The sequence below is a fragment of the Sphingopyxis sp. CCNWLW2 genome (genome assembly GCF_037095755.1).
Lineage (GTDB): Bacteria > Pseudomonadota > Alphaproteobacteria > Sphingomonadales > Sphingomonadaceae > Sphingopyxis.
The window spans coordinates 620,903-641,308 of record NZ_JBAWKJ010000001.1; the positions used below are offsets into that span (position 1 = coordinate 620,903).

A 20,406-nucleotide genomic window follows, 5' to 3' on the forward strand; every position below is an offset into this window, starting at 1 on the left:
ACCTGGGGTCTGGACCCTAGGCGCCTGCCATCGCGAAACAGGCGGCGCGCCGCGGGTCGGTGACCGCCTTGGGCAGCGCATCGAAAGCTTCGGGATTGAAAAGCATGACTTCGTCGTTCAGCGCCATATCCGCAGCTTCACCGGTGCCGCGATCGGCATAGTGACGTTTTTCGAGGCGCGCGCGGATCGCCTCGAGCCGGCGCTGTTCCGGGCTGGCCAGCTCGGCGCGATCGGCGAGGATGTTGACGATTGCATAGCATTGCGCGGCGTTCGGCGAGGCGATCGGCGACAAGGCCCGGGCGGTGCCGCCCGACATATCGATGCTGTCGAAGAGCGCGCGGCAGCGGCCGATCTCCTGCGTCATCGCGGCCGAACGCTGCGCCGCGCTGCGCTCCTGATTTTCCCACGACATGGCTTCAAAATCGGCGTTGTAGATCGCGCCCACCCCCGCTTCGGCATAGCCATTCTCGACCATGATCGCCTCGGTCAACCGGGCCGCGAGCAGGTCGGCTTTCGCGGCAGTCAGGCCAAGGCTGTCCTTGCGAAGGCCGCCCCCGACGTCTTCGACCACCTGATCGGCGAGCGTCACGCAGCGGACTTCGCGGCGGCGCGTGTCGGGCAGCGCTTCGAGCCAGCCCGGCGCCTGCATCGCATAACCTGCGGTTTCGGCATCTTCACCGGCCACCGCCGCGTCGGCGGCATCAGCGGCGACAGCCGCGGCATCGCCGCCAGCCATTCCCGCATCGAGCTCGGCCGCGGCCTGCACGAGGTCGCCGCCCGAAGGCGTAACGATCGCCAGCTGGCCGCACCGGTCCTCCTGTGCGAGGTCGACGGCGGTATCGCCGAGCTTCGCCCGCGTCGCAGCGAGCGCCGCGGCATCGGCGGCGCCGAGTTTGCGCAGACGCGCGAGGAACAGGTCGGCGATCTCCCGCTGAAACCCAGCCTCGGGGCTGTCTTTGCCATTCGCCAGCGCTATCTCGTCGACCGATTGTTGCGCCGCCGCGGCGCAATAGCGCATCGCCGCCGGATCCTTCACCATGTCCGAATAGCTGCCCGTCAGCAGCATCGCCACCGCCCACCACATACGCGTCTCCCGCCCATGTTCTGCCCCGCGCGACCGGCGCCGAAGTTGGACAAGGGCAAGGGATTTGGCAAGCGCCATTGTCGGCATGACAGCACGCGGCTAAAGCAGCGCGCGTGACCGCGACATCCTCCCGCATCGCCGCTTTCGCCGACCGCTGGCCAAAGCTTGTCGCCCTCCTGCTCGGCGCCGTTTCGGCAACCGGCTTCGCCCCGCTCCACCTCTGGCCGCTGACCTTGCTCGCGCTTGCCGGCTGGATGGCGCTGGTTGCGCGCAGTCCCAAAGGTTCACGCGCGCTCGGGATCGGCTGGGCGTTCGGCGTCGGCCATTTCGTCGTCGGCCTGAACTGGATCGCGACCGCCTTCACCTATCAGGCGGCGATGCCCGCATGGCTGGGATGGATCGCGGTCGTGTTGCTGTCGCTTTATCTGGCGGTGTATCCCGCCCTCGCCGCTGGGGGCGCGTGGAAAATGAAGCCCAAGGCAGATGCCCATTTTGCGGCGCCCTCCTTTCTGCTGGCCTTCGCCAGCCTTTGGGCGCTCACCGAATGGCTCCGCAGCTGGATTTTTACCGGCTTCGCATGGAACCCCCTGGGGGTGATTGCCGTCCCGCACATCGCCGCGCCCGCCCGCTGGATTGGCACATATGGCATGAGCGCGATCGTCTGCCTGCTCGCGGCCGTCCTGATACTGGCGTGGTTTCGCCGCCGTGTCGCCGCAGCCGCCCTATTCGGCAGCCTGCTCGCCATATGGGGCGCGGCATTCCTGTCGCAAACAAGTGGCAGCGCTGATGCAGCCGTTCGCTCCAAAGGTGCGCAGCGCATCCCCGTCACCGTCGTCCAGCCCAACGTCGGGCAACAGGACAAATGGGAAGGCAGCAAGGCCGACCTCAATTTCGAAAAGCTCGCGCGACTGACGACGCCCAAGGATGACACTCCGCGACTGATCCTGTGGCCCGAGGCGGCGGTGCCAGACTATCTCGAAGCGGGTTATCCGCCGCCCTATTACGACCGCTCACCCGTCGAGGCGCGCTTGCGGCTGACCCAGCTGATGAACGCGCAAGACCTGATGCTGCTCGGCGCGCTCAAGCTGGAACTCGACAAGGCAGGCGACGTCGTCGGCGCGCGCAACGCGGTGATGACTGTCCATGCCGACGGCACGCTCGGCCCGCGCTACGACAAGGCGCATCTTGTTCCTTACGGCGAATATCTGCCGATGCGTCCGATCCTGTCCGCCATCGGCCTGTCGCGGCTCGCGCCCGGCGACATAGATTTCTGGCCGGGCCCCGGCGCCCGCACGCTCGACCTCGGCGCCTTCGGCCGCGCGGGGCTGCAAATCTGCTACGAGATCATCTTCTCGGGCCAGGTCGTCGACCGCGCGCATCGCCCCGATTTCATCTTCAACCCGTCGAACGATGCCTGGTTCGGCGCTTGGGGTCCGCCGCAGCATCTGGCGCAGGCGCGGCTCCGTGCGATAGAGGAAGGATTGCCGGTCATCCGCGCGACACCGACGGGGATCAGCGCTGTGATCGATGCCGACGGCCGCATCGTCGAATCGCTGCCGATGCATGCGGCGGGGCGCATCGACACCTTCGTACCCAAGGCGCATGCCCCTACCCTCTTCGCGCGCCACGGCAACATGCTACCGGTCGGATTTGCGTTGCTGCTGCTCGCGCTGGCCATTGCCTTTCGCCGGCGCGGACGCTAACAGCACCCCCACATAAAGCTTCCTTTATATCCGTTCATAGAAGGCTCTCCATGCGCAACAGCTTCCTCTTCACCTCCGAAAGCGTGTCCGAAGGACATCCCGACAAGGTGGCCGACCAGATCAGCGATTCGGTCGTCGACCTGTTCCTGTCGAAGGATCCCGAAGCCCGTATCGCGTGCGAGACGCTGACCACCACCCAGCTCGTCGTGCTGGCCGGCGAAATCCGCTGCAAGGGCGTGTTCGAGAATGACGAGTGGGCGCCCGGCGCGCTCGAAGAGATCGAAGCGACCGTCCGCAACACCGTCCGCGAGATCGGCTATGAGCAGGACGGCTTCCACTGGAAGACCTTCCGCTTCGAGAATAATCTCCACGCCCAGTCGGCGCATATCGCACAGGGCGTCGACGAAAGCGGCGACAAGGACGAAGGCGCCGGCGACCAGGGCATCATGTTCGGCTATGCGTCGGACGAAACCCCCGACCTGATGCCCGCGACGCTCGATTACAGCCACAAGATCCTCGAGCGCATGGCCGCCGACCGCAAGGCGGGCACCGCGCCCTTCCTCGAGCCCGACACCAAGAGCCAGGTCACGCTGCGCTACGCCAACGAGCGCCCGGTCGAAGCGACCGCGATCGTCGTGTCGACCCAGCATGCGCCGGGCTATTATTTCCACAACGGCGAAGGCGACGAAGCGAAATACACCGAACTGCGCAAATATGTGCTCGGCGTGATCGCCGACGTGCTCCCCGCCGAACTGCTGACCGCGAACACCGTCTATCACATCAACCCGACCGGGCGTTTCGAGATCGGCGGCCCCGACGGCGACGCCGGCGTGACCGGCCGCAAGATCATCGTCGACACCTATGGCGGCGCGAGCCCGCACGGCGGCGGCGCGTTCAGCGGCAAGGATCCGACCAAGGTCGACCGTTCGGCGGCGTACATCACCCGCTATCTGGCGAAGAATATCGTCGCCGCGGGCCTCGCGCGCCGCTGCACGATCCAGCTGAGCTACGCGATCGGCGTCGCCGAGCCGCTGTCGATCTATGTCGACCTGCACGGCACCGGCACCGTCGAGGAAAGCCGTATCGAAGCCGCGATCCCGCAGCTCGTGCGCCTGACGCCGAAGGGCATCCGCACGCACCTCGGCCTCAACAAGCCGATCTACAAGCAGACCGCGGCGTACGGCCATTTCGGCCGCACGTCGGAGGGCGACAGCTTCCCGTGGGAACGCACCGACCTGGTCGACCAGCTGAAGGCCGCGCTCGCCGCCTGACGCTCATTTGACGTCGCATTGGCCGGGCGGCGGGTTGCCGCCGCCCGGCCGCGCGGCTTGCAGTTTACCCGCGTTTTCCAAAGCGCCAGATGTTCCATCTGGCTTGAAAACACTCTAGGGCGCGCGCCATGACTGCTTACAAACCCGGCGATCCGACGACGATCAACCGCCTCTATGGCCGTTCAAAGGGCAAGCCCCTGCGCGCGGGCCAGCAGGATCTGATCGACACGTTGCTGCCGCAGATCGCGGTGCCCACCGAAGGCGAGGTCACCGCCGAAGCGCTGTTCGGTTACGATCGCCCGCTGCATTTCGAGATCGGCTTCGGCGGCGGCGAGCATATGGCGGGGCGCGCCGACATGCTGCCCGACCATGGCTTCATCGGCGCCGAACCCTTTATCAACGGCGTCGCGCAGGCACTGGTCCATGTCGCGGGCGATCATGGCGCACGGCTCCCCATCGGCAACGTTCGCATTCATCATGGCGACGCGCTGGAAGTGCTGCGGCGCATCCCCGATGGCGCGCTCAGCTTCGCCTATTTGCTCCACCCCGATCCCTGGCCCAAGGCGCGCCATGCGAAGCGGCGAATGATGAACGACGGCCCGCTCGACCTGATCGCGGCGAAGCTCAAACCCGGCGGCGAGTTCCGCTTCGGCACCGACCACCCCATTTATCTTCAGCACGCGCTGATGGTCATGCGCCGTCATCGCCACCAGTTCGAATGGCTGGCGCAGGATTCGCATGATTTCCAGGTCCGCCCTGGCGGCTGGCCCGAGACACGCTACGAAGCCAAGGCGCGCGCGCACGGGCATGAGGTCTGGTATTTCCGCTACCGGCGCACCGACGCGAAATAGGCGCGGGACATTGGCCCGCATAAAATAGAGGCGGTTAAAGCTCGTCTTTGCCTATCGTGCCGCGGACGCGATTTTGCAGCTGATCCGCGCGGCCTTCGCCTTCACCACAAACCGCCGGCCGGTGTCGCGTTCGATTGCGACAAAGGGCCGCCACGACGACATCCCCGGCGCCACGGCGACCACACGGACGCCGCCGCCTGCGCCGCGCAAGAGGACCGCGGACGGGCGTCGCTCGACCGCCACGACATCCTTGGGCCAATTCGCGCCGCGGCACTGTGCCTTTGTCGCGTTGGCCCCGCCCGTCCCGCGCAACGCCCGCAATATCGCGAGGCGTTCGGCAAACGCATCGGCGACGCAGGCGCGCCCGTCGGACTGAAACGCGCAGAGCGCGCGCCGCCGCACCCAGTCCGCCTGCGGCTCGATCCAGCCGGGATCGAGCCGCTCGAACGACAGCCCCGCCAAAAGGCCGTCCATTTCCGCATTTGCCGCGCCGAGGTCGCGGTCGTCGCAGATCATCGTGTCGATCGCATAGACGGGACGCGCGCAATCGATGACCGGCTGGTCGGGCGGGGGCGGCACGGGCGCGGGCGCTGCCTGCGCGGGCTGCATCGCCAGCAAGGCCAGCACGACGCCGGCGATCCGCGATGCACATGTCATTTTGCCGCTTCGCTCGCCAGCACGGTCAGCTTGCCGCCGCTAGAGGCGGGCAGCACCGGCGCCTGCGTCACCAGCATCGTCGTACCCGGCACGATCGCGCCCAGCACGGCCTTGCGAAAGGCTTCGGGCATTCGCGCCTTGTCCGCGACGCTCATGTCGAGCGGCCGCCCTTCGTCGCCTTCGTGGCCGGGAACCGCGACATAGGCCCAATGGGGCTCTGTTCCCGCGCCGCCGGCGACATAGGTCAGGACATGCGTTTCGAAGCTCTGGTCGGGCAGCGTGACCCGCGCGCGGCCGATTTCGATCCCGTTGCGCATCACGATCGCACGGCCGTCGCTGCGCGACAGGGTGATGGTCAGCGGCCCCGAGGGCGAGAGTTCGGGTTGCCAGCGATAGCTCTCGTCGGGGGCGAGCGGGACATGGGGTCCGCGGCTGTCCCCCTCCGGCTCGAGCACGCCCGCCGAGGCACCGCCGACCAACGCACCCGCGCGGCCGCTGACAATGACCGTTCCGCCGAGCCGCGTCGTACCGAACAGCAGCTTCGAAAATTCGAGCGGCAGGTGGACGCAGCCATGGCTTTCGGGATAGCCCGGCAGGCCGCCGGCGTGGAGCGCGACACCGTCCCAGGTCAGCCGCTCCTGATAGGGCATCGGGGCGTTGTTATATGTGCTCGAGCGGTGATGCGGATCCTTCTGAAGGATCGTGAAGACCCCGGTCGGGGTTTCGTGCCCCGCCTTCCCGCTCGATACGGTCGTAACGCCGATCCGCACGCCGTTGCGATAGACGGTCGCGGTCTGGGCCGAGAGATCGACGGTCACCAGCACGGGGCCGTTCGGCGAAATTTCGGGCGCCCACACCCATTCGCCCGGTTTCAGCCGCTCGGCCTGCCGCGCCAGTTCGACGGGCGAACTCGCCCGGGCACCCTGCGCAAATGCGCTCGCGGGAAGAAGCAGCGACAAGGTGACGAAACCAAGGGGAATGAGATGCAATGCCAAGGATTTCCCTTTCAAACGCCAAGCAGGGCGAATCTCATAACCGAGTTCGGCATCGAAACCAGAGGCGAGGACTCGATCCCGCTCGATCCGCTCCAGATCATTACAACTGTCGATCGATATCGTGCCGAGGGTCCGTGACGCGCAAAAAAGCTCCCGCGCTCGCCTGTGCCGGCATAGCCAAGCCCGTAATCATCTGTTAAATCTGAACAACAGCTGGCGCAATTGAACGGGGGAACCGTCGATGAAGCAAAGTGCTGATACGGGGACGAGAAAAAGGGAATTGCGTCTCTTCCTCTTTATGACCGTGGTACTGTTTCCGGTACTCGCGGTGATCGCTGTGGCTGCCTATGGCTTCCTTGTCTGGATGTGGCAGCTGCTGAACGGCCCGCCGGGAGTATGACCGGAACCGTGGCATTTTCGGCCGACCGTCGGGCGTTCCTGCGTGGGCGCCCCGCGGCGCCGCCTCCGCTGCGGCCACCCTGGGCCATCGGCGAGGCGCGTTTCGTCGACATCTGCACCGGCTGCAACGATTGCGTCACCGCCTGCCCCGAGCATGTGCTGGGTCGCGGCGACGGGGGCTATCCGCTTTTCGACCCGCAGCAGGGCGAATGCCTGTTCTGCGAAAAATGCGTCGAAGCCTGCGACACGGGCGCCCTCGACGGCGGGCTGTCCGGGCCATGGACGATCAAGGCGGCCATCGCCCCCGCCTGCCTCGCGCAAAATGGCGTGACCTGTTTCAGCTGCCGCGATGCGTGCGGCGAGGCGGCGATCCGCTTTCGCCCCGCCGTGGGCGGCGCGCTTCCCGAACTCGACCTCGCGCGCTGCACCGGTTGCGGCGCCTGCGTCGGGGTCTGTCCCGTCGCCGCGATCTCGCTGGCGGCACCGGACCATGCGCATGGATGACGAAGTCCATATCGCGAGCTTCATCGTCCACCACCGGCCCGACGCGCTCGCCTCGATCGAGCATCTCGTCACGGCGACACCCGGCGCCGAGATTGCAGCACGCGAGGCGGGCCGCGCGATCCTGCTCCACGAAGGCGGCGGGACGCGCGAGCTCCTCGCCTGCATGGACGCGGTGCAAGCGCTCGCCGGGGTCGTCGGCGTCAGCCTTGTTTATCATCATGCCGAACCGCGCAGCGCGCTCGGCGACATCATCCAATCCAGCGCCGAACAGGGGAGCCGTTTATGACGACGCGCCGCGATTTCATCCGGGCCAGCGCGGTGGGGGCCGCGGCATCGGCGGCGGGTATTTCGGTTCCCGCCAGCTTTGCCGAAACGGCGGCGACCGCCGCACCGGCCGGCGTCAAATGGTCGAAGGCGCCGTGCCGTTTCTGCGGCACCGGTTGCGGGGTGCAGGTCGCGGTGCAGGACAATCGCGTCGTCGCGACGCATGGCGACGCCGATGCCGAGGTCAATCGCGGGCTCAACTGCGTGAAGGGCTATTTCCTTTCCAAGATCATGTACGGCAACGACCGGCTGACGACGCCGCTGCTGCGCAAGAAGGACGGGCAGTTCGCCAAGGACGGCGATTTCGAGCCCGTCAGTTGGGACGAGGCGTTCGATGTCATGGCGGCGCAGTTCAAGCGCGTGCTGAAGGCGAAGGGTGGCACCGGGATCGGCATGGCGGGGTCGGGCCAGTGGACGGTCTGGGAAGGCTATGCCGCGAACAAGCTGATGAAGGCGGGGTTCCGGTCGAACCATATCGACCCCAATGCGCGCCACTGTATGGCCTCGGCAGTCACGGGGTTCATGCGGACGTTCGGCATGGACGAGCCGATGGGCTGTTACGATGATTTCGAGGCCGCCGACGCCTTCGTGCTCTGGGGCTCGAACATGGCGGAGATGCACCCGATATTGTGGACGCGCGTCACCGACCGGCGGCTGTCGCACGATCATGTGAAGGTCGCGGTGCTCTCGACCTTCGAGCATCGCAGCTTCGATCTTGCCGACATCCCGATCATCTTCAAGCCGCAGACCGACCTTGCGATCCTCAATTATATCGCCAACCACATCATCCAGTCGGGCAAGGTCAACGAGGATTTCGTGCGCAAGCATGTTAGCTTCAAGCGCGGCAACGACGACATCGGGTACGGGCTCCGCCCCGACAATCCGCTCGAACTGAAAGCCAAGAATTCGAAGGATCCCACGGGCAGCACCCCGATCGACTTCGACGCGTTCAAGGCGTTCGTCGAACCCTATACGCTCGACCATGCCGCCGAACTCAGCGGGGTCGAGAAGGGCTGGCTCAAGCACCTCGCCGAACTCTACGCCGACCCGAAGGTCAAGGTGATGTCGCTGTGGACGATGGGGTTCAACCAGCACACGCGCGGCACCTGGGCCAATAATATGGTCTATAATATCCACCTGCTGACCGGAAAGATCGCGACCCCGGGCAACAGCCCCTTCTCGCTCACCGGCCAGCCGTCGGCGTGCGGCACCGCGCGCGAGGTCGGCACCTTTTCGCACCGCCTGCCCGCCGATTTGGTCGTCACCAATCCCGAGCACCGCAAGCACGCCGAGGAGATATGGAAACTCCCCGACGGGCTGATCGTCGACAAGGTCGGCTATCATATCGTCGAGCAGAACCGGATGCTGAAGGACGGCAAGCTCAACGCCTATTGGGTGATGGCGAACAACAATATGCAGGCGGCGGCGAACCTCGAGAATGAGGGCTATCCGGGCTATCGCAATCCCGACAATTTCATCGTCGTCTCCGACCCCTATCCGACCGTCACCGCGCAAGCCGCCGACCTGATCCTGCCGACCGCGATGTGGGTCGAAAAAGAAGGTGCCTACGGCAATGCCGAGCGCCGCACGCAGTTCTGGCACCAGCTCGTCAAGGCGCCAGGCGAAGCGCGGTCGGACCTGTGGCAGCTGATGGAATTTTCCAAGCGCTTCACCACCGACGAATGCTGGCCCACCGACCTGCTCGCCGCCAACCCGGCGTATAAGGGCAAGACCCTGTTCGAAGTCCTCTATCGCAACGGCAAGGTCGATCGCTTCGCGCCGGGCGAGGTCGAGGCGGGCTATGCCAATGACGAGGCCGCCGCGTTCGGCTTCTATCCGCAAAAAGGGTTGTTCGAGGAATATGCCGAATTCGGCCGCGGTCACGGCCACGACCTCGCGCCTTTCGACGAATATCACAAGGCGCGCGGGCTGCGCTGGCCGGTGGTGAACGGCAAGGAAACGCGCTGGCGCTATAAGGAAGGCAGCGACCCCTATGTGAAGCCCGGCAGCGATTGGCAGTTTTACGGCAACAAGGACGGACGCGCGGTGATCTGGGCGCTGCCCTATGAACCGCCCGCCGAATCGCCCGACGCCGACTATGATCTGTGGCTCGCGACCGGGCGCGTGCTCGAACATTGGCATTCGGGGTCGATGACGATGCGCGTTCCCGAACTCTACAAGGCCTTCCCCTCGGCGGTCGTCTTTATGAACCCCGACGACGCCAAGGCGCGCGGGCTGAAACGCGGCGACGAGGTGAAGGTGATCTCGCGCCGTGGCGAGATGCGCAGCCGGGTCGAGACGCGCGGGCGCAACCGCGTGCCGTCGGGGCTGGTCTTCGTCCCCTGGTTCGACGCCGCGCAGCTCATCAACAAGACGACGCTCGACGCGACCTGCCCGATTTCCAAGCAGACCGATTTCAAGAAATGCGCGGTCAAGGTGGTGATGGCATGATGAGGCTGCTCACGCGCGCGCTCTTGCCGTTGATCGTCGCCATGAACCTCGCCGCGTGCGGATCGAAACATGAGGAAACGCCGCGCAAGGCGCCCGACGCGCCGGTCGTCATCACCGCGGCAGGACAGATCGACGCGCTGCGCCGCGGCGTCCCGATCGACAAGGAAGCCTCGCCGCTACCGATGGCGCGGGTCGAGAATTTCGACCGCATCCGCCCGGTGAATTACGAGATGCAGCCGCCGACGATCCCGCACGCGATCGACAATTACCAGCTCACCGTGAACACGAACCGCTGCATGCTCTGCCACACGCGGTCGGCCGCGAAAAAATTCCAGGCGCCGCCGGTGAGCGACGCGCATTATCTGACGCGCGACGGCAAGGTCCTCGAGCAAATCTCGTCGCGCCGCTATTTCTGCGTTCAATGCCATGTCGTCCAGACCGATGCCGAACCTTTGGTCGGCAACCGGTACGAAGGCCTCAACACCACCCTCGCGAAGGAGGAAAAGCAATGATCTGGGGGCGGCTTCGCGCGATCTGGCTGCGCGTCTGGGGCTGGATCAAACCCTTCTGGACGACGGCGTGGCGGCCCAGTCTGCATTTCAGCATGGGATTCCTGACGCTCGGCGGCTTCATCGCCGGCATCATCTTCTGGGGCGGGTTCAACACCGCGATGGAGGCGACCAATACTGAGGCATTCTGCACCAGCTGCCACGAAATGAACGACAATGTGTTCGCCGAGCTGAAGACGACGATCCACTACAACAACCGCTCAGGCGTGCGCGCGGTGTGTTCGGACTGCCATGTCCCGCACAACTGGACCGACAAGATGGGCCGCAAGATGCAGGCGTCGAAGGAGGTGTGGAGCAAGATTTTCGGATCGATCGAATCGCGCGAGAAGTTCCTCGATAAAAGGCTCGAACTCGCCAAGCATGAATGGGCGCGGCTGAAGGCGAACGACTCACTCGAATGCCGCAACTGCCATCAATATGATTCGATGGACCTCACACGCCAGTCACCGCGCGCCGGGCAGATCCACCAGCAATATCTGGGGACGGGCCAAAAGACGTGCATCGACTGCCACAAGGGCATCGCGCATCACCTGCCGAATATGAAGGGCATTCCCCAAGGCTGACGCCCGCGCGAACTAGTCGCCCGCTTCGCGCTTTGCGGCGTTCGCGCGTCGCAGACGGTTTTCGCGCATCGCCAGTTCTTCGTAACGGCACAGCGGTATCGCGGCCTTCGCGGCCGAACGATCGGCGGGCGTTTCGCGGCGGGGTTTCTTGCCGGGCATGATGAAGGTCACCCTAAACCATGCGCCGCGCACAAACAAATGGGGCGGCCTCGTTGTGAGTGCCGCCCCAGTGATGTGGATCCGTCGGGGAGAGGGAGAGGACGGTCCGGAGATTGGTGTCAGTCTGTCTTAGCGCGACGCCATCTGGCTGTCGGTTTCGACTTCGGCGACGCCGGCGATCTTCAGCGCGGCGCGGAACTGCTTGGCGGCGGCGCGTTCGTTGCCCGCTTCGCACAGCTTCTTGCCGGTCGAAACAAAGCGCTTGGCGCTCGACTGCTTGGCACCTTCGACGCCGCCGGCGGCGACATGGGCCTGTTCGGCCAGACCGGCGCAGCGATAATCGCTAGCCGACTGGGCGTAAGCGGGGGTTGCGGTTGCCATCAGGCCGGTGAAGGCCAGCGCCGAAGCGGCGACGATTGCAAAAGCGGCGGGAAAGCGGCGATAAGAGGAGAGCTGATAGGCCATGGGAGAGGTTCCTTTCGTTTCTTTGTGCAACCTTTTTAGTCGCGGTTGCGCAGATAGATAATCCTCTATAATCTGCAAGTGCTTTGAAGCAGGATTTAACAATCCCCCAAGGGGCGCTCGACGGGATCGAAGCCTTCCTGCGTGTCGCGGAAAGGCGCAGCTTTTCCGCCGCCGCCGCCGATCTCGGTGTCTCGCCATCCGCGATCAGCCAGACCGTCAAGGCGCTCGAAGCGCGCGTCGGCGCGCCCTTATTCATGCGCACGACGCGCAGTGTGGGCCTCACGCAAGCGGGCGAAATGTTCCTCGAACGCGCCGCGCCGGCTTATTCGGGGCTCGCCGATGCCTATGAAGCGGCGCGCAATCTCGGCAACCGGCCCGCAGGGCGTCTCCGCATCAACCTAATGCGCGGCGCAGTCCAGCCGCTGTTCGAACCGATCATCGCGGGCTTTTGCGAAACCTATCCCGAGATCGAACTCGAAATCTTCGCCGAAGATGCGCTCGCCGACCTCAGCGCCGGCGGGTTCGACGCCGGGGTACGGATGGGTGAAGCGCTCGACGCCGACATGATCGCGGTCCGCCTGACCGGCTCCTTTCGCTTTGTCGTCGCCGCGGCGCCCGCCTATCTCGACAAATATGGCCGCCCCGAGACGCCGGAGGATTTGCGCGACCACCGCTGCGTCCGCTTCCGCCTTGCGAGCGGCGCGCTGATGCCGTGGACCTTTGAACGCGGCAACCGCGATTTCGATGTCGCAGTCACCGGCCCGATTATCGTCAACGACTGGATCGCCGCCTTGGTCGCGATGCGGGCCGGGATCGCGATGGGCATGATGGCCGAACCGATGGCCACCGCGATGGTCGAATCGGGCGCGCTCGAACTGGTGCTCACCGACCACGCCGCATCGACATCGGGGCTCTTCCTTTATTACCCCGGCCGCAAGCAGGTGATGCCCAAGCTGCGCGCTTTCATCGACTATGTGCGCGACAACCTGCCCGACGACCTGACCGGCTGACCCGGTTTGGCGCGGTTCGATCGGGCGCGGAAACAAATCCCTTTGCCGCCAGCAGAAAATTTGGGCTGGCGCGCGAGCGGGAATCCCGGCAGCAGGTTGTCAATCAAAAGGGTTGGGATGACATATGACTGAACTTGCGGCTATCGACTTTACCGCGCTCCTGCCGTTCATCCTGATCGGTTTCGCGGCGCAGCTCGTCGACGGCGCGCTCGGCATGGCGTTCGGCGTCATCTGCAACACGTTGCTCGTCGCCGTGCTGGGCGTCCCGCCCGCAACCGCATCGGCGCGTATCCATGTCGTCGAAATCTTCACGACGGGTGCGTCGGGGCTCAGCCATTTGTTCCATCGCAACATCGACTGGCCGCTGTTCTTCCGGCTGCTGATCCCGGGCGTCATCGGCGGCGTGCTCGGCGCCTATGTCCTTTCGTCGCTTCACGCCGACGTCGTGAAGCCCTTCGTGCTTGGTTATCTGGTGCTGATCGGCATCTGGCTGCTCATTCGCGGCCTGCTCTATCCGCCCAAGATCGCAAAACCCAAGGTCGTAGCCCCCTTGGCGGTCGTCGGCGGCTTCCTCGACGCGGCAGGCGGCGGCGGCTGGGGGCCGGTTGTGACCTCGAACCTGCTCGTCCAGGGCGGCGAGCCGCGCAAAGTGATCGGCACCGTCAACAGCGTCGAGTTCTTCCTCGCCGTTGCGGTGTCGATCGCGTTTATCGCGAACCTCGGAATCGAGGAAATCCTGGGGCCCACGCTTGGCCTGATCATCGGTGGCGTTGCGGCCGCTCCGCTCGGCGCGATGATGGCGAAGCGCTTCTCGCCCAAGGTCATGCTCATCATGGTCGGCGTCGTGCTGATCGCAACCAGCGCCTTTGGCCTCTATCGCGCGGTGATCTGATCTTTCCGGCCGGCGCCGGAAATTAGTTCGCGGGTTTGGTCTCGTCGATCTTGTCGACCCATTCGGGATAGAAGCTCGGTTCGCGCGCCGACCAGCCGGGCGCGGTTGCCGCGGCTTCGCTGATCGACTGGAGCAGCAGCTTGCGCTTGTCGGGGTGCAGGTGCGGCAGCGACGCCGCGGCGCAAAAGGCACCGGGCAGCCACGGCCGCGCGTGCGCACCGAGCAGCCGTTCGTAGAGGAAGCGATAGGGTGCGAACGCGTGCAGCCGGTCCTGCCCGAGGTCGAACGCCGACACCGCGATCAGCGGCGCCATGAAGTGTTCGAGCGCGTCGAGCCCGCTGTCGTCGGGAATATGCCCGCGAATTTCGATGAGCCGCTGATAGACGCGCGCCTGAACGCGGATAGCGGTTTCCTCGACCATGTCGCGCGACCAGCGCGCGATCGCATCGTCGCGTTCGAGCCCGATATCGAGCGAACGGCGGATGTAGCGCTGGGTCGATGCGGGAAAGCCCGCAAACTCCTTGATCTCGGAAAGGGACAGGTCGCCTGCGGCCGGTCCTGAACGCGTCGCCATGGTCATGCTCCCGCTCGGCGCCCGGGGAGCCATCCCCCCGGAGGCCTGCATCAAACAGTCTGCCACCAAAATGGTTAGTGACGAGTTAACCATGATGTTAGCGATCGTTCAGGCAATTTGGGGGCGTTGCGCGATGCCGCGGCGAAGCCTAATCAGCGTGGCTTGAAACCATAAGACACACGCAGGTCCACCATGTCGCACACACCGCAGCCGGTCATTTCCGCAACCGGCCTTTTCACCCCCGCCGAACGCATCTCCAACGAAGAACTTGTCGCAAGTTTTAACCAGTATGTTGCGCTGCACAATAGAGAAAATGCAGCCGCCATCGCGGCCGGCGAAATCGACGAACTGGCTGAATCGAGTGTCGAATTTATCGAGAAGGCGAGCGGCATCGGATCGCGCTTCGTCGTCGACAAGGCGGGCATTCTCGACCCCGAACATATGGCGCCGCGGATCGCCGAACGGAGCAACGACGAGCTGTCGATCCTTGCCGAAATCGGCCTCCTTGCCGCGAAGGACGCGCTGGCCCGCGCCGGGCGCGATGCGGGCGATGTCGATGCGGTGCTGTGCGCCGCGTCGAACATGCAGCGCCCCTATCCCGCGATGGCGGTCGAAATTCAGGACGCGCTCGGGATCGATGGCTTCGGGTTCGACATGAATGTCGCCTGCTCGTCGGCGACCTTCGGCATTCAGACCGCCGCCGACTATGTCCGCGCAGGCCATGCGAAAAGCGTGCTCGTCGTGAACCCGGAAATCTGCTCGGGACATTTGAACTGGCGCGATCGCGACAGCCATTTCATCTTCGGCGACGTCGCGACCGCGATCCTCGTCGAGGACAAGACCATCGCGCCCGCGGGGCACTGGGACATCCTCGGCACCAAGCTGAAAACCGTATTCTCGAACAACATCCGCAACAATTTCGGCTTCCTCAACCGCGGCCATGGCGGGATCGACCAGTCGGGACCGAAGAGCGACAAGCTTTTCGTCCAGGAAGGCCGCAAGGTGTTCAAGGAAGTCGTGCCATGGGTTGCCAATCTGATCGTCGAGCAGATGGAGGTGCTGAACCTCGAAGGCAGCGACATGCGCCGTCTGTGGCTGCACCAGGCGAACACCAACATGAACCGGCTGATCGCGCAGCGCGTGCTGGGGCATGAGGCGAGCGACGATGAAAGCCCGACGGTGCTCGACACCTATGGCAATACCTCGAGCGCCGGGTCGATCATCGCCTTCCACCTCCATCACGAGGATATGACGGCGGGCGACACGGGGCTGATCTGTTCGTTTGGTGCGGGCTATTCGGCGGGGACGGTGTTCGTTCGCAAGACCTAGGGCTTGTGCCCCTGCGAAAGCAGGGGCCCATCTCCGGTGGGCCCGATTTAGAGCTGGCGGGAGATGGGTCCCCGCCTTCGCGGGGACACGCGACTTAAAAGAGCGTCCGCTGCCTCACGGCACAAACGTAGTGAACAGGTAGATCGCGAACAGCATCAGGTGGATCACCCCCTGCAGCACCGTGGTGCGCCCGTTCGCGAGCGTCTGCACCGACACGATCAGCGACAGGAACAAGAGCACGGTCGATTTGGCGTCGAGCCCGAGGCTGATCGGCATATCGGTCATAATCGACAGGATCGCGACCGCCGGGATGGTGAGGCCGATCGTTGCGAGCGCCGAACCGAGCGCGAGATTGAGGCTGGTCTGGAGCCGGTCGGCCTTCGCCGCACGCACCGCCGCGAGACCTTCGGGCGCGAGGATCAGCGCCGCGATCAGCACACCGAGCACCGCGGGCGGCGCGCCCCAGTCGGCGAGCAGCGCGCCCATGATTGGCGACAGGTTTTTCGCAAGCAGCACGACCGCGACGAGGCTGGCGAGCAGCAATGCGCCCGAAATCGCGGTGCGCTGGACGCTCGGCGGCGCGGCGTGCGCGTCGGGCTCATCCTGCGCTTCGCCGTCGGGAAGGAAATAGTCGCGGTGCCGCACGGTCTGCACCAACGCGAAGGTGCCGTAGAGGATCAGCGACACCACCGCGACGAAACCAAGCTGCGTCGCCGAATAAAAGGGGCCCGGCACGCTCGACGTGAAGTTGGGGAGGACGAGCGTCACGACGGTGAGCACCGTCAGCGTCGCAAGCGCGGCGCCGATTCCGGTGCGCTGGAAACGCTGTTCATGGTGGCGGATCGCGCCGCTCAGCAGGCACAGGCCCATCAAGAGGTTCAGGATCACCATCACCGCCGCGAACACCGTGTCGCGCGCGAGCGACTGCGCCTTTTCGGGTTCGGCCTGCATCAAGGTCAGGATCAGCCCGACCTCGATCACCGTCACCGCGAGCGCGAGGATCAATGTGCCGAACGGTTCGCCGACGCGGTGCGCGATGACCTCGGCATGGTGGACCGCCGCGACGACCGCACCCGCGAGAATGAACGCCACCACCCACGCATTGAGCGGCATCGCGAGGCTCGCCATCGCGGCAACAAAGCCGAGGACCGGAAAAATATCGTTGGTGCGGTCGGCGAGACGGAGTTTCGAGGTCATGGGGCTTTTATTACAGCCCCCTTTCCGCCTGACTACCCCGCGCGCGGATTAATGTGCGCGAACGGGCAATCCGGCGGCGGCGAGCCGCGCGTGCGCTTCGGCGACGGTCGCTTCGCCGAAATGAAAGATGCTCGCGGCGAGCACCGCGCTCGCGCCGCCCTGGATCACGCCGGCGACGAGATGGTCGAGATTGCCGACACCGCCCGATGCAATCACCGGTACGCTGACCGCATCGGCGATCGCGCGCGTGAGCGTCAGGTCGTAACCGTCCTTGGTGCCGTCGCGGTCCATCGAAGTGACGAGCAATTCGCCCGCGCCGAGTTCGGCAAGCCGGACAGCATGTTCCAGCGCGTCGATGCCGGTCGACTTGCGCCCGCCGTGGGTGAAGATTTCCCAGCGGCCGTCTTCGACGCGGCGCGCATCGATGCTGCCGACCGCGCATTGGCTGCCAAAACGGTCGGCGATGTCGGCGACGAGCTCGGGCCGCGCGACCGCGGCGCTGTTCACCGCGACCTTGTCGGCGCCCGCGAGCAGCAGCGCGCGCGCATCGTCGGCGCTGCGCACCCCGCCGCCGACGGTGAGCGGCATGAAACAAACTTCGGCAGTGCGGCTGACCATGTCGAGCAAGGTGCCGCGCCCCTGATGGCTGGCGCTGATGTCGAGGAAGCAAAGCTCGTCGGCGCCCGCAGCGTCATAGGCACGTGCGGCCTCGACCGGGTCGCCCGCATCGCGCAGGTCGACGAAATTGACCCCCTTCACGACGCGTCCGTCGGCGACGTCGAGGCAGGGAATGACGCGGACGCGGACGGTCACCTGCTCCCCTCCCATTTATGGGAGGGGTTGGGGGAGGGCTTGTTTCGGGAGGGAAGCATTGTCGACATGCCCTCCCCTAACCCCTCCCGCCAGCGGGAGGGGAATTTCCCGCCGCGATCGCTTCGGCGAGGTCGAGCCGGCCGTCGTAGAGCGCGCGGCCGGTGATCACGCCTTCGATGCCATCGGCGACATGCGGGCGCAGCGCATGGATGTCGTTTATATCGGCAACCCCGCCCGACGCGATCACGGGGATGGCGACCGCCTGCGCCAGCGCGACGGTCGCTTCGACATTGCAGCCCTTGAGCAGCCCGTCGCGCCCGACATCGGTGAAGAGCAGCGCCGCGACGCCGGCATCCTCGAAGCGGCGCGCGAGATCCTCGACGCGCACGTCCGAGACATCGGCCCAGCCCTCGGTCGCGACCATGCCGTCGCGCGCGTCGACGCCGACGACGATGCGGCCCGGCAAATCGCGCGCGGCGGTTTTGACGAATTCGGGATCCTTCAGCGCCGCCGTGCCGATAATCACCCGCTCGACGCCGAGCGCGAGCCAGCGGTCGACGCTGGCGCGATCACGGATGCCTCCGCCAACCTGCACCTTGCCCGAAAAGGCCGCGATGATGCTTTCGACCGCCGCGCCGTTGACGCTTTCGCCCGCAAAGGCGCCGTCGAGATCGACGACATGCAGGTGCGATGCCCCTGCCTCGGCGAACAGCCGCGCCTGCGCGGCGGGATCGTCGCCATAGACGGTTGCGCGCGCCATATCGCCCTCGGCGAGCCGCACGACCTGTCCGCGCTTGAGATCGATCGCGGGGAAGATGGTCAGGGCCGCCACTTCAGGAACCTTTCGAGCGTCGCGAGGCCATAGGCCTGGCTTTTTTCGGGATGATATTGAACGCCGACGATATTGTCTTTCGCCACCGCGGCGACGAACGGCCCGCCATGGTTACTGGTCGCGGCGACATCGACCGCGTCGGTGAAATGATAGCCGTGGAGATAATAGGCCTCGCCCGCGGCGATCACCGGATGCGCGAAGCTGGGCACGACGTCGTTCCAGCCCATGTGCGGGATGCGGAGGCCGGGCGCCGGATCGAACGCACGCACCGTGCCGGTAATCCATCCGAGCCCTTCGTGCCGCCCATGCTCCTCGCCCGCATCGGCGAGCAATTGCATGCCGACGCAGATGCCGAGGAAGGGGGCGCCCTCGCCGCGTACGCGCTGCTCCATGGCGGCGACTAGCCCGTCGATCGCCGACAGTCCGTTCATGCAAGCGGCGAACGCCCCGACGCCGGGCAGCACGATGCGGTCGGCCTTCGCGACGACGTCGGGATCGGCCGTGACGGCGACATTCTCCGCGCCCGCCGCGACGAGCGCATTATGCACCGAGCGAAGATTGCCCGCGCCATAGTCGATCAGGGCAATGATACTCATCGGCTGGTCCTACAGGACGCCCTTCGTGCTAGGGATCGCATCGCCCTTGCGCGGGTCGATTTCCACCGCCTGGCGCAGCGCTCTGGCAAGAGCCTTGTACATGCTTTCGGCGATGTGATGGTTGTTCTCGCCGTACAGCATCTCGATGTGCAGCGTGATCCCCGCCGCCTGCGCGAAGCTGTGAAACCAGTGCGGGAACATCTCGGTGTCCATCTCGCCGAGCCGCGGCTGCGAGAAGGCCGACTTGTAAACGCAATGCGGGCGCCCCGAAATGTCGAGCACGCAGCGCGTCAGCGTCTCGTCCATCGGCGCGTGCGCCTCGCCATAGCGCGCGATACCGCGCTTGTCGCCGAGCGCCTTGGCCACCGCTTCGCCGAGCGCGAGCGCCGAATCCTCGACGGTGTGGTGCTGGTCGATATGAAGGTCGCCCTTCACCTGCATCGAGATGTCGATCAGCGAATGGCGCGACAATTGCTCGACCATATGGTCGAGGAAACCGATACCGGTGGACACCGAATATTCGCCCGTTCCGTCGAGATTGACGGCGATCGCGATATCCGTTTCCTTGGTCGTGCGCTGGACGGTGGCGGTACGCATGGCGCCCCCATAGCACCCACTTTTCACAGCGCAAGGCGACTCTCCCCTCTTGACCCCCGCGCGGCGCGCGTTCATCCCCTCGCCCCATGAGTGACGATGTACGCGACAGCCTGATTCCCTATGACGAAATCGTGCAGGACGCGCTGCGCGCCGTGGTCGGCCGCGTACTCAGCCAGATCGTCGGCTATGACAGCCTGCCCGGCGAACATCATTTCTATATCACCTTCAAGACGCAGGCCGTCGGGGTCGATATTCCGGCGCATCTGATCGCCAAATTTCCCGACGAAATGACGATCGTGCTGCAAAACCGTTTCTGGGACCTGAAGGTCGAGGACGATCATTTCAGCGTCGGCCTGTCGTTCAACCAGACGCCGTCGATCCTCACCATCCCCTATGCCGCGATCACCGCCTTCGTCGATCCGTCGGTCGATTTCGGGCTGCAGTTCCAGGTCAGCGACGACGACGAGACGCAGCCCGAGCCGCATGACGAGGCCGACAACGACCGTCCCGAGGTTACGACCGAGGATGGATCGAATGTCGTGACGGTGGATTTCGGCAAGAAGCGATAGCG

At 65.2% G+C, this 20,406-nt stretch carries 24 protein-coding genes; 13 read left to right on the top strand and 11 right to left on the bottom strand.

What is annotated here, in order from left to right; all coding sequences use genetic code 11:
• Window positions 1-16 precede the first annotated feature (16 nt).
• Complete coding sequence (locus V8J55_RS02870; protein ID WP_336444304.1) at window positions 17-1,084, bottom strand: hypothetical protein; 1,068 nt, start codon at window positions 1,082-1,084, stop codon at window positions 17-19.
• 113 nt (window positions 1,085-1,197) lie between these two features.
• Here V8J55_RS02870 and lnt point away from each other — a divergent pair, with 113 nt between their 5' ends.
• The 3 genes from lnt (at window position 1,198) to trmB (ending at window position 4,909) form a co-directional block, all read left to right on the top strand.
• A complete protein-coding gene (gene lnt, locus V8J55_RS02875; RefSeq protein WP_336444305.1) occupies window positions 1,198-2,787 on the top strand; it encodes an apolipoprotein N-acyltransferase in 1,590 nt (529 codons plus the stop codon).
• A 50-nt stretch (window positions 2,788-2,837) separates the two neighbouring features.
• Complete coding sequence (metK, locus tag V8J55_RS02880; protein ID WP_336444306.1) at window positions 2,838-4,058, top strand: methionine adenosyltransferase; 1,221 nt, start codon at window positions 2,838-2,840, stop codon at window positions 4,056-4,058.
• 128 nt (window positions 4,059-4,186) lie between these two features.
• On the top strand, window positions 4,187-4,909 hold the full coding sequence (trmB, locus tag V8J55_RS02885) for a tRNA (guanine(46)-N(7))-methyltransferase TrmB (RefSeq protein WP_336444307.1): 723 nt from the start codon (window positions 4,187-4,189) through the stop codon (window positions 4,907-4,909).
• A 51-nt stretch (window positions 4,910-4,960) separates the two neighbouring features.
• On the opposite strand, the gene V8J55_RS02890 is transcribed toward trmB, so the two are convergent.
• Window positions 4,961-5,566: a hypothetical protein gene (locus V8J55_RS02890; protein ID WP_336444308.1), complete on the bottom strand. Its 606-nt coding sequence runs from the start codon at window positions 5,564-5,566 to the stop codon at window positions 4,961-4,963.
• Complete coding sequence (locus V8J55_RS02895; protein ID WP_336444309.1) at window positions 5,563-6,561, bottom strand: L,D-transpeptidase; 999 nt, start codon at window positions 6,559-6,561, stop codon at window positions 5,563-5,565. The genes V8J55_RS02890 and V8J55_RS02895 overlap by 4 nt, the downstream gene beginning before the upstream one ends.
• Window positions 6,562-6,802: 241 nt before the next feature.
• Between V8J55_RS02895 and napE the strand changes: the two genes are divergently transcribed.
• Genes napE through V8J55_RS02925 form a run of 6 tightly spaced genes read left to right on the top strand, consistent with a single transcriptional unit; the run spans window position 6,803 to window position 11,371 of the window.
• Window positions 6,803-6,961: a periplasmic nitrate reductase, NapE protein gene (napE, locus tag V8J55_RS02900; protein ID WP_336444310.1), complete on the top strand. Its 159-nt coding sequence runs from the start codon at window positions 6,803-6,805 to the stop codon at window positions 6,959-6,961.
• Window positions 6,958-7,464: a ferredoxin-type protein NapF gene (gene napF, locus V8J55_RS02905; RefSeq protein WP_336444311.1), complete on the top strand. Its 507-nt coding sequence runs from the start codon at window positions 6,958-6,960 to the stop codon at window positions 7,462-7,464. Before napE ends, napF begins: the two co-directional genes overlap by 4 nt.
• Window positions 7,457-7,750 carry a chaperone NapD gene (locus tag V8J55_RS02910; RefSeq protein ID WP_336444312.1) on the top strand — a complete coding sequence of 98 codons (294 nt, stop codon included), beginning with the start codon at window positions 7,457-7,459 and terminating at the stop codon, window positions 7,748-7,750. The genes napF and V8J55_RS02910 overlap by 8 nt, the downstream gene beginning before the upstream one ends.
• A complete protein-coding gene (gene napA / locus V8J55_RS02915) occupies window positions 7,747-10,239 on the top strand; it encodes a periplasmic nitrate reductase subunit alpha (RefSeq protein ID WP_336444313.1) in 2,493 nt (830 codons plus the stop codon). The genes V8J55_RS02910 and napA overlap by 4 nt, the downstream gene beginning before the upstream one ends.
• Complete coding sequence (locus tag V8J55_RS02920; protein WP_336444314.1) at window positions 10,236-10,751, top strand: nitrate reductase cytochrome c-type subunit; 516 nt, start codon at window positions 10,236-10,238, stop codon at window positions 10,749-10,751. The genes napA and V8J55_RS02920 overlap by 4 nt, the downstream gene beginning before the upstream one ends.
• Complete coding sequence (locus V8J55_RS02925) at window positions 10,748-11,371, top strand: NapC/NirT family cytochrome c (RefSeq protein ID WP_336444315.1); 624 nt, start codon at window positions 10,748-10,750, stop codon at window positions 11,369-11,371. Before V8J55_RS02920 ends, V8J55_RS02925 begins: the two co-directional genes overlap by 4 nt.
• Window positions 11,372-11,383: 12 nt before the next feature.
• Here V8J55_RS02925 and V8J55_RS02930 read toward each other — a convergent pair whose 3' ends face one another.
• Together V8J55_RS02930 and V8J55_RS02935 are read right to left on the bottom strand one after the other, a co-directional pair.
• Window positions 11,384-11,542 (bottom strand): hypothetical protein, encoded by a 159-nt coding sequence (locus tag V8J55_RS02930; protein ID WP_336444316.1) that lies wholly within the window; start codon window positions 11,540-11,542, stop codon window positions 11,384-11,386.
• 117 nt (window positions 11,543-11,659) lie between these two features.
• Complete coding sequence (locus V8J55_RS02935) at window positions 11,660-11,995, bottom strand: hypothetical protein (RefSeq protein ID WP_336444317.1); 336 nt, start codon at window positions 11,993-11,995, stop codon at window positions 11,660-11,662.
• 83 nt (window positions 11,996-12,078) lie between these two features.
• Here V8J55_RS02935 and V8J55_RS02940 point away from each other — a divergent pair, with 83 nt between their 5' ends.
• Entirely contained in the window at window positions 12,079-13,005 is a 927-nt protein-coding gene (locus V8J55_RS02940; protein ID WP_336444318.1) for a LysR family transcriptional regulator, read from the top strand.
• Window positions 13,006-13,129: 124 nt separating this feature from the next.
• Entirely contained in the window at window positions 13,130-13,897 is a 768-nt protein-coding gene (locus V8J55_RS02945) for a sulfite exporter TauE/SafE family protein (protein WP_037516592.1), read from the top strand.
• Window positions 13,898-13,919: 22 nt separating this feature from the next.
• Here the strand turns inward: V8J55_RS02945 and V8J55_RS02950 are convergent, their stop codons facing one another.
• On the bottom strand, window positions 13,920-14,471 hold the full coding sequence (locus tag V8J55_RS02950) for a hypothetical protein (protein WP_336444319.1): 552 nt from the start codon (window positions 14,469-14,471) through the stop codon (window positions 13,920-13,922).
• Window positions 14,472-14,663: 192 nt separating this feature from the next.
• On the opposite strand from V8J55_RS02950, the gene V8J55_RS02955 reads away from it, so the two are divergent.
• Entirely contained in the window at window positions 14,664-15,800 is a 1,137-nt protein-coding gene (locus V8J55_RS02955; protein WP_336444320.1) for a beta-ketoacyl-ACP synthase III, read from the top strand.
• A 114-nt stretch (window positions 15,801-15,914) separates the two neighbouring features.
• Here V8J55_RS02955 and V8J55_RS02960 read toward each other — a convergent pair whose 3' ends face one another.
• From V8J55_RS02960 to hisB, 5 genes are all read right to left on the bottom strand, one after another.
• The gene (locus V8J55_RS02960) at window positions 15,915-16,997 is read right to left on the bottom strand and encodes a calcium:proton antiporter (RefSeq protein WP_037516588.1); all 1,083 of its coding nucleotides are present in this window, start codon (window positions 16,995-16,997) and stop codon (window positions 15,915-15,917) included.
• A gap of 48 nt (window positions 16,998-17,045) precedes the next feature.
• Window positions 17,046-17,810, bottom strand: coding sequence for an imidazole glycerol phosphate synthase subunit HisF (gene hisF, locus V8J55_RS02965; protein WP_336444321.1), 765 nt, complete (start codon window positions 17,808-17,810; stop codon window positions 17,046-17,048).
• 76 nt (window positions 17,811-17,886) lie between these two features.
• Window positions 17,887-18,642, bottom strand: a complete 756-nt coding sequence (hisA, locus tag V8J55_RS02970; RefSeq protein WP_336444322.1) for a 1-(5-phosphoribosyl)-5-[(5-phosphoribosylamino)methylideneamino]imidazole-4-carboxamide isomerase — start codon at window positions 18,640-18,642, stop codon at window positions 17,887-17,889.
• Complete coding sequence (gene hisH, locus V8J55_RS02975) at window positions 18,630-19,238, bottom strand: imidazole glycerol phosphate synthase subunit HisH (protein WP_336444323.1); 609 nt, start codon at window positions 19,236-19,238, stop codon at window positions 18,630-18,632. Before hisH ends, hisA begins: the two co-directional genes overlap by 13 nt.
• Before the next feature lie 9 nt (window positions 19,239-19,247).
• Window positions 19,248-19,835 carry an imidazoleglycerol-phosphate dehydratase HisB gene (gene hisB, locus V8J55_RS02980; protein WP_037516580.1) on the bottom strand — a complete coding sequence of 196 codons (588 nt, stop codon included), beginning with the start codon at window positions 19,833-19,835 and terminating at the stop codon, window positions 19,248-19,250.
• A gap of 86 nt (window positions 19,836-19,921) precedes the next feature.
• Between hisB and V8J55_RS02985 the strand changes: the two genes are divergently transcribed.
• Entirely contained in the window at window positions 19,922-20,404 is a 483-nt protein-coding gene (locus tag V8J55_RS02985; RefSeq protein ID WP_037516578.1) for an SspB family protein, read from the top strand.
• The last annotated feature ends 2 nt before the right edge of the window (window positions 20,405-20,406 follow it).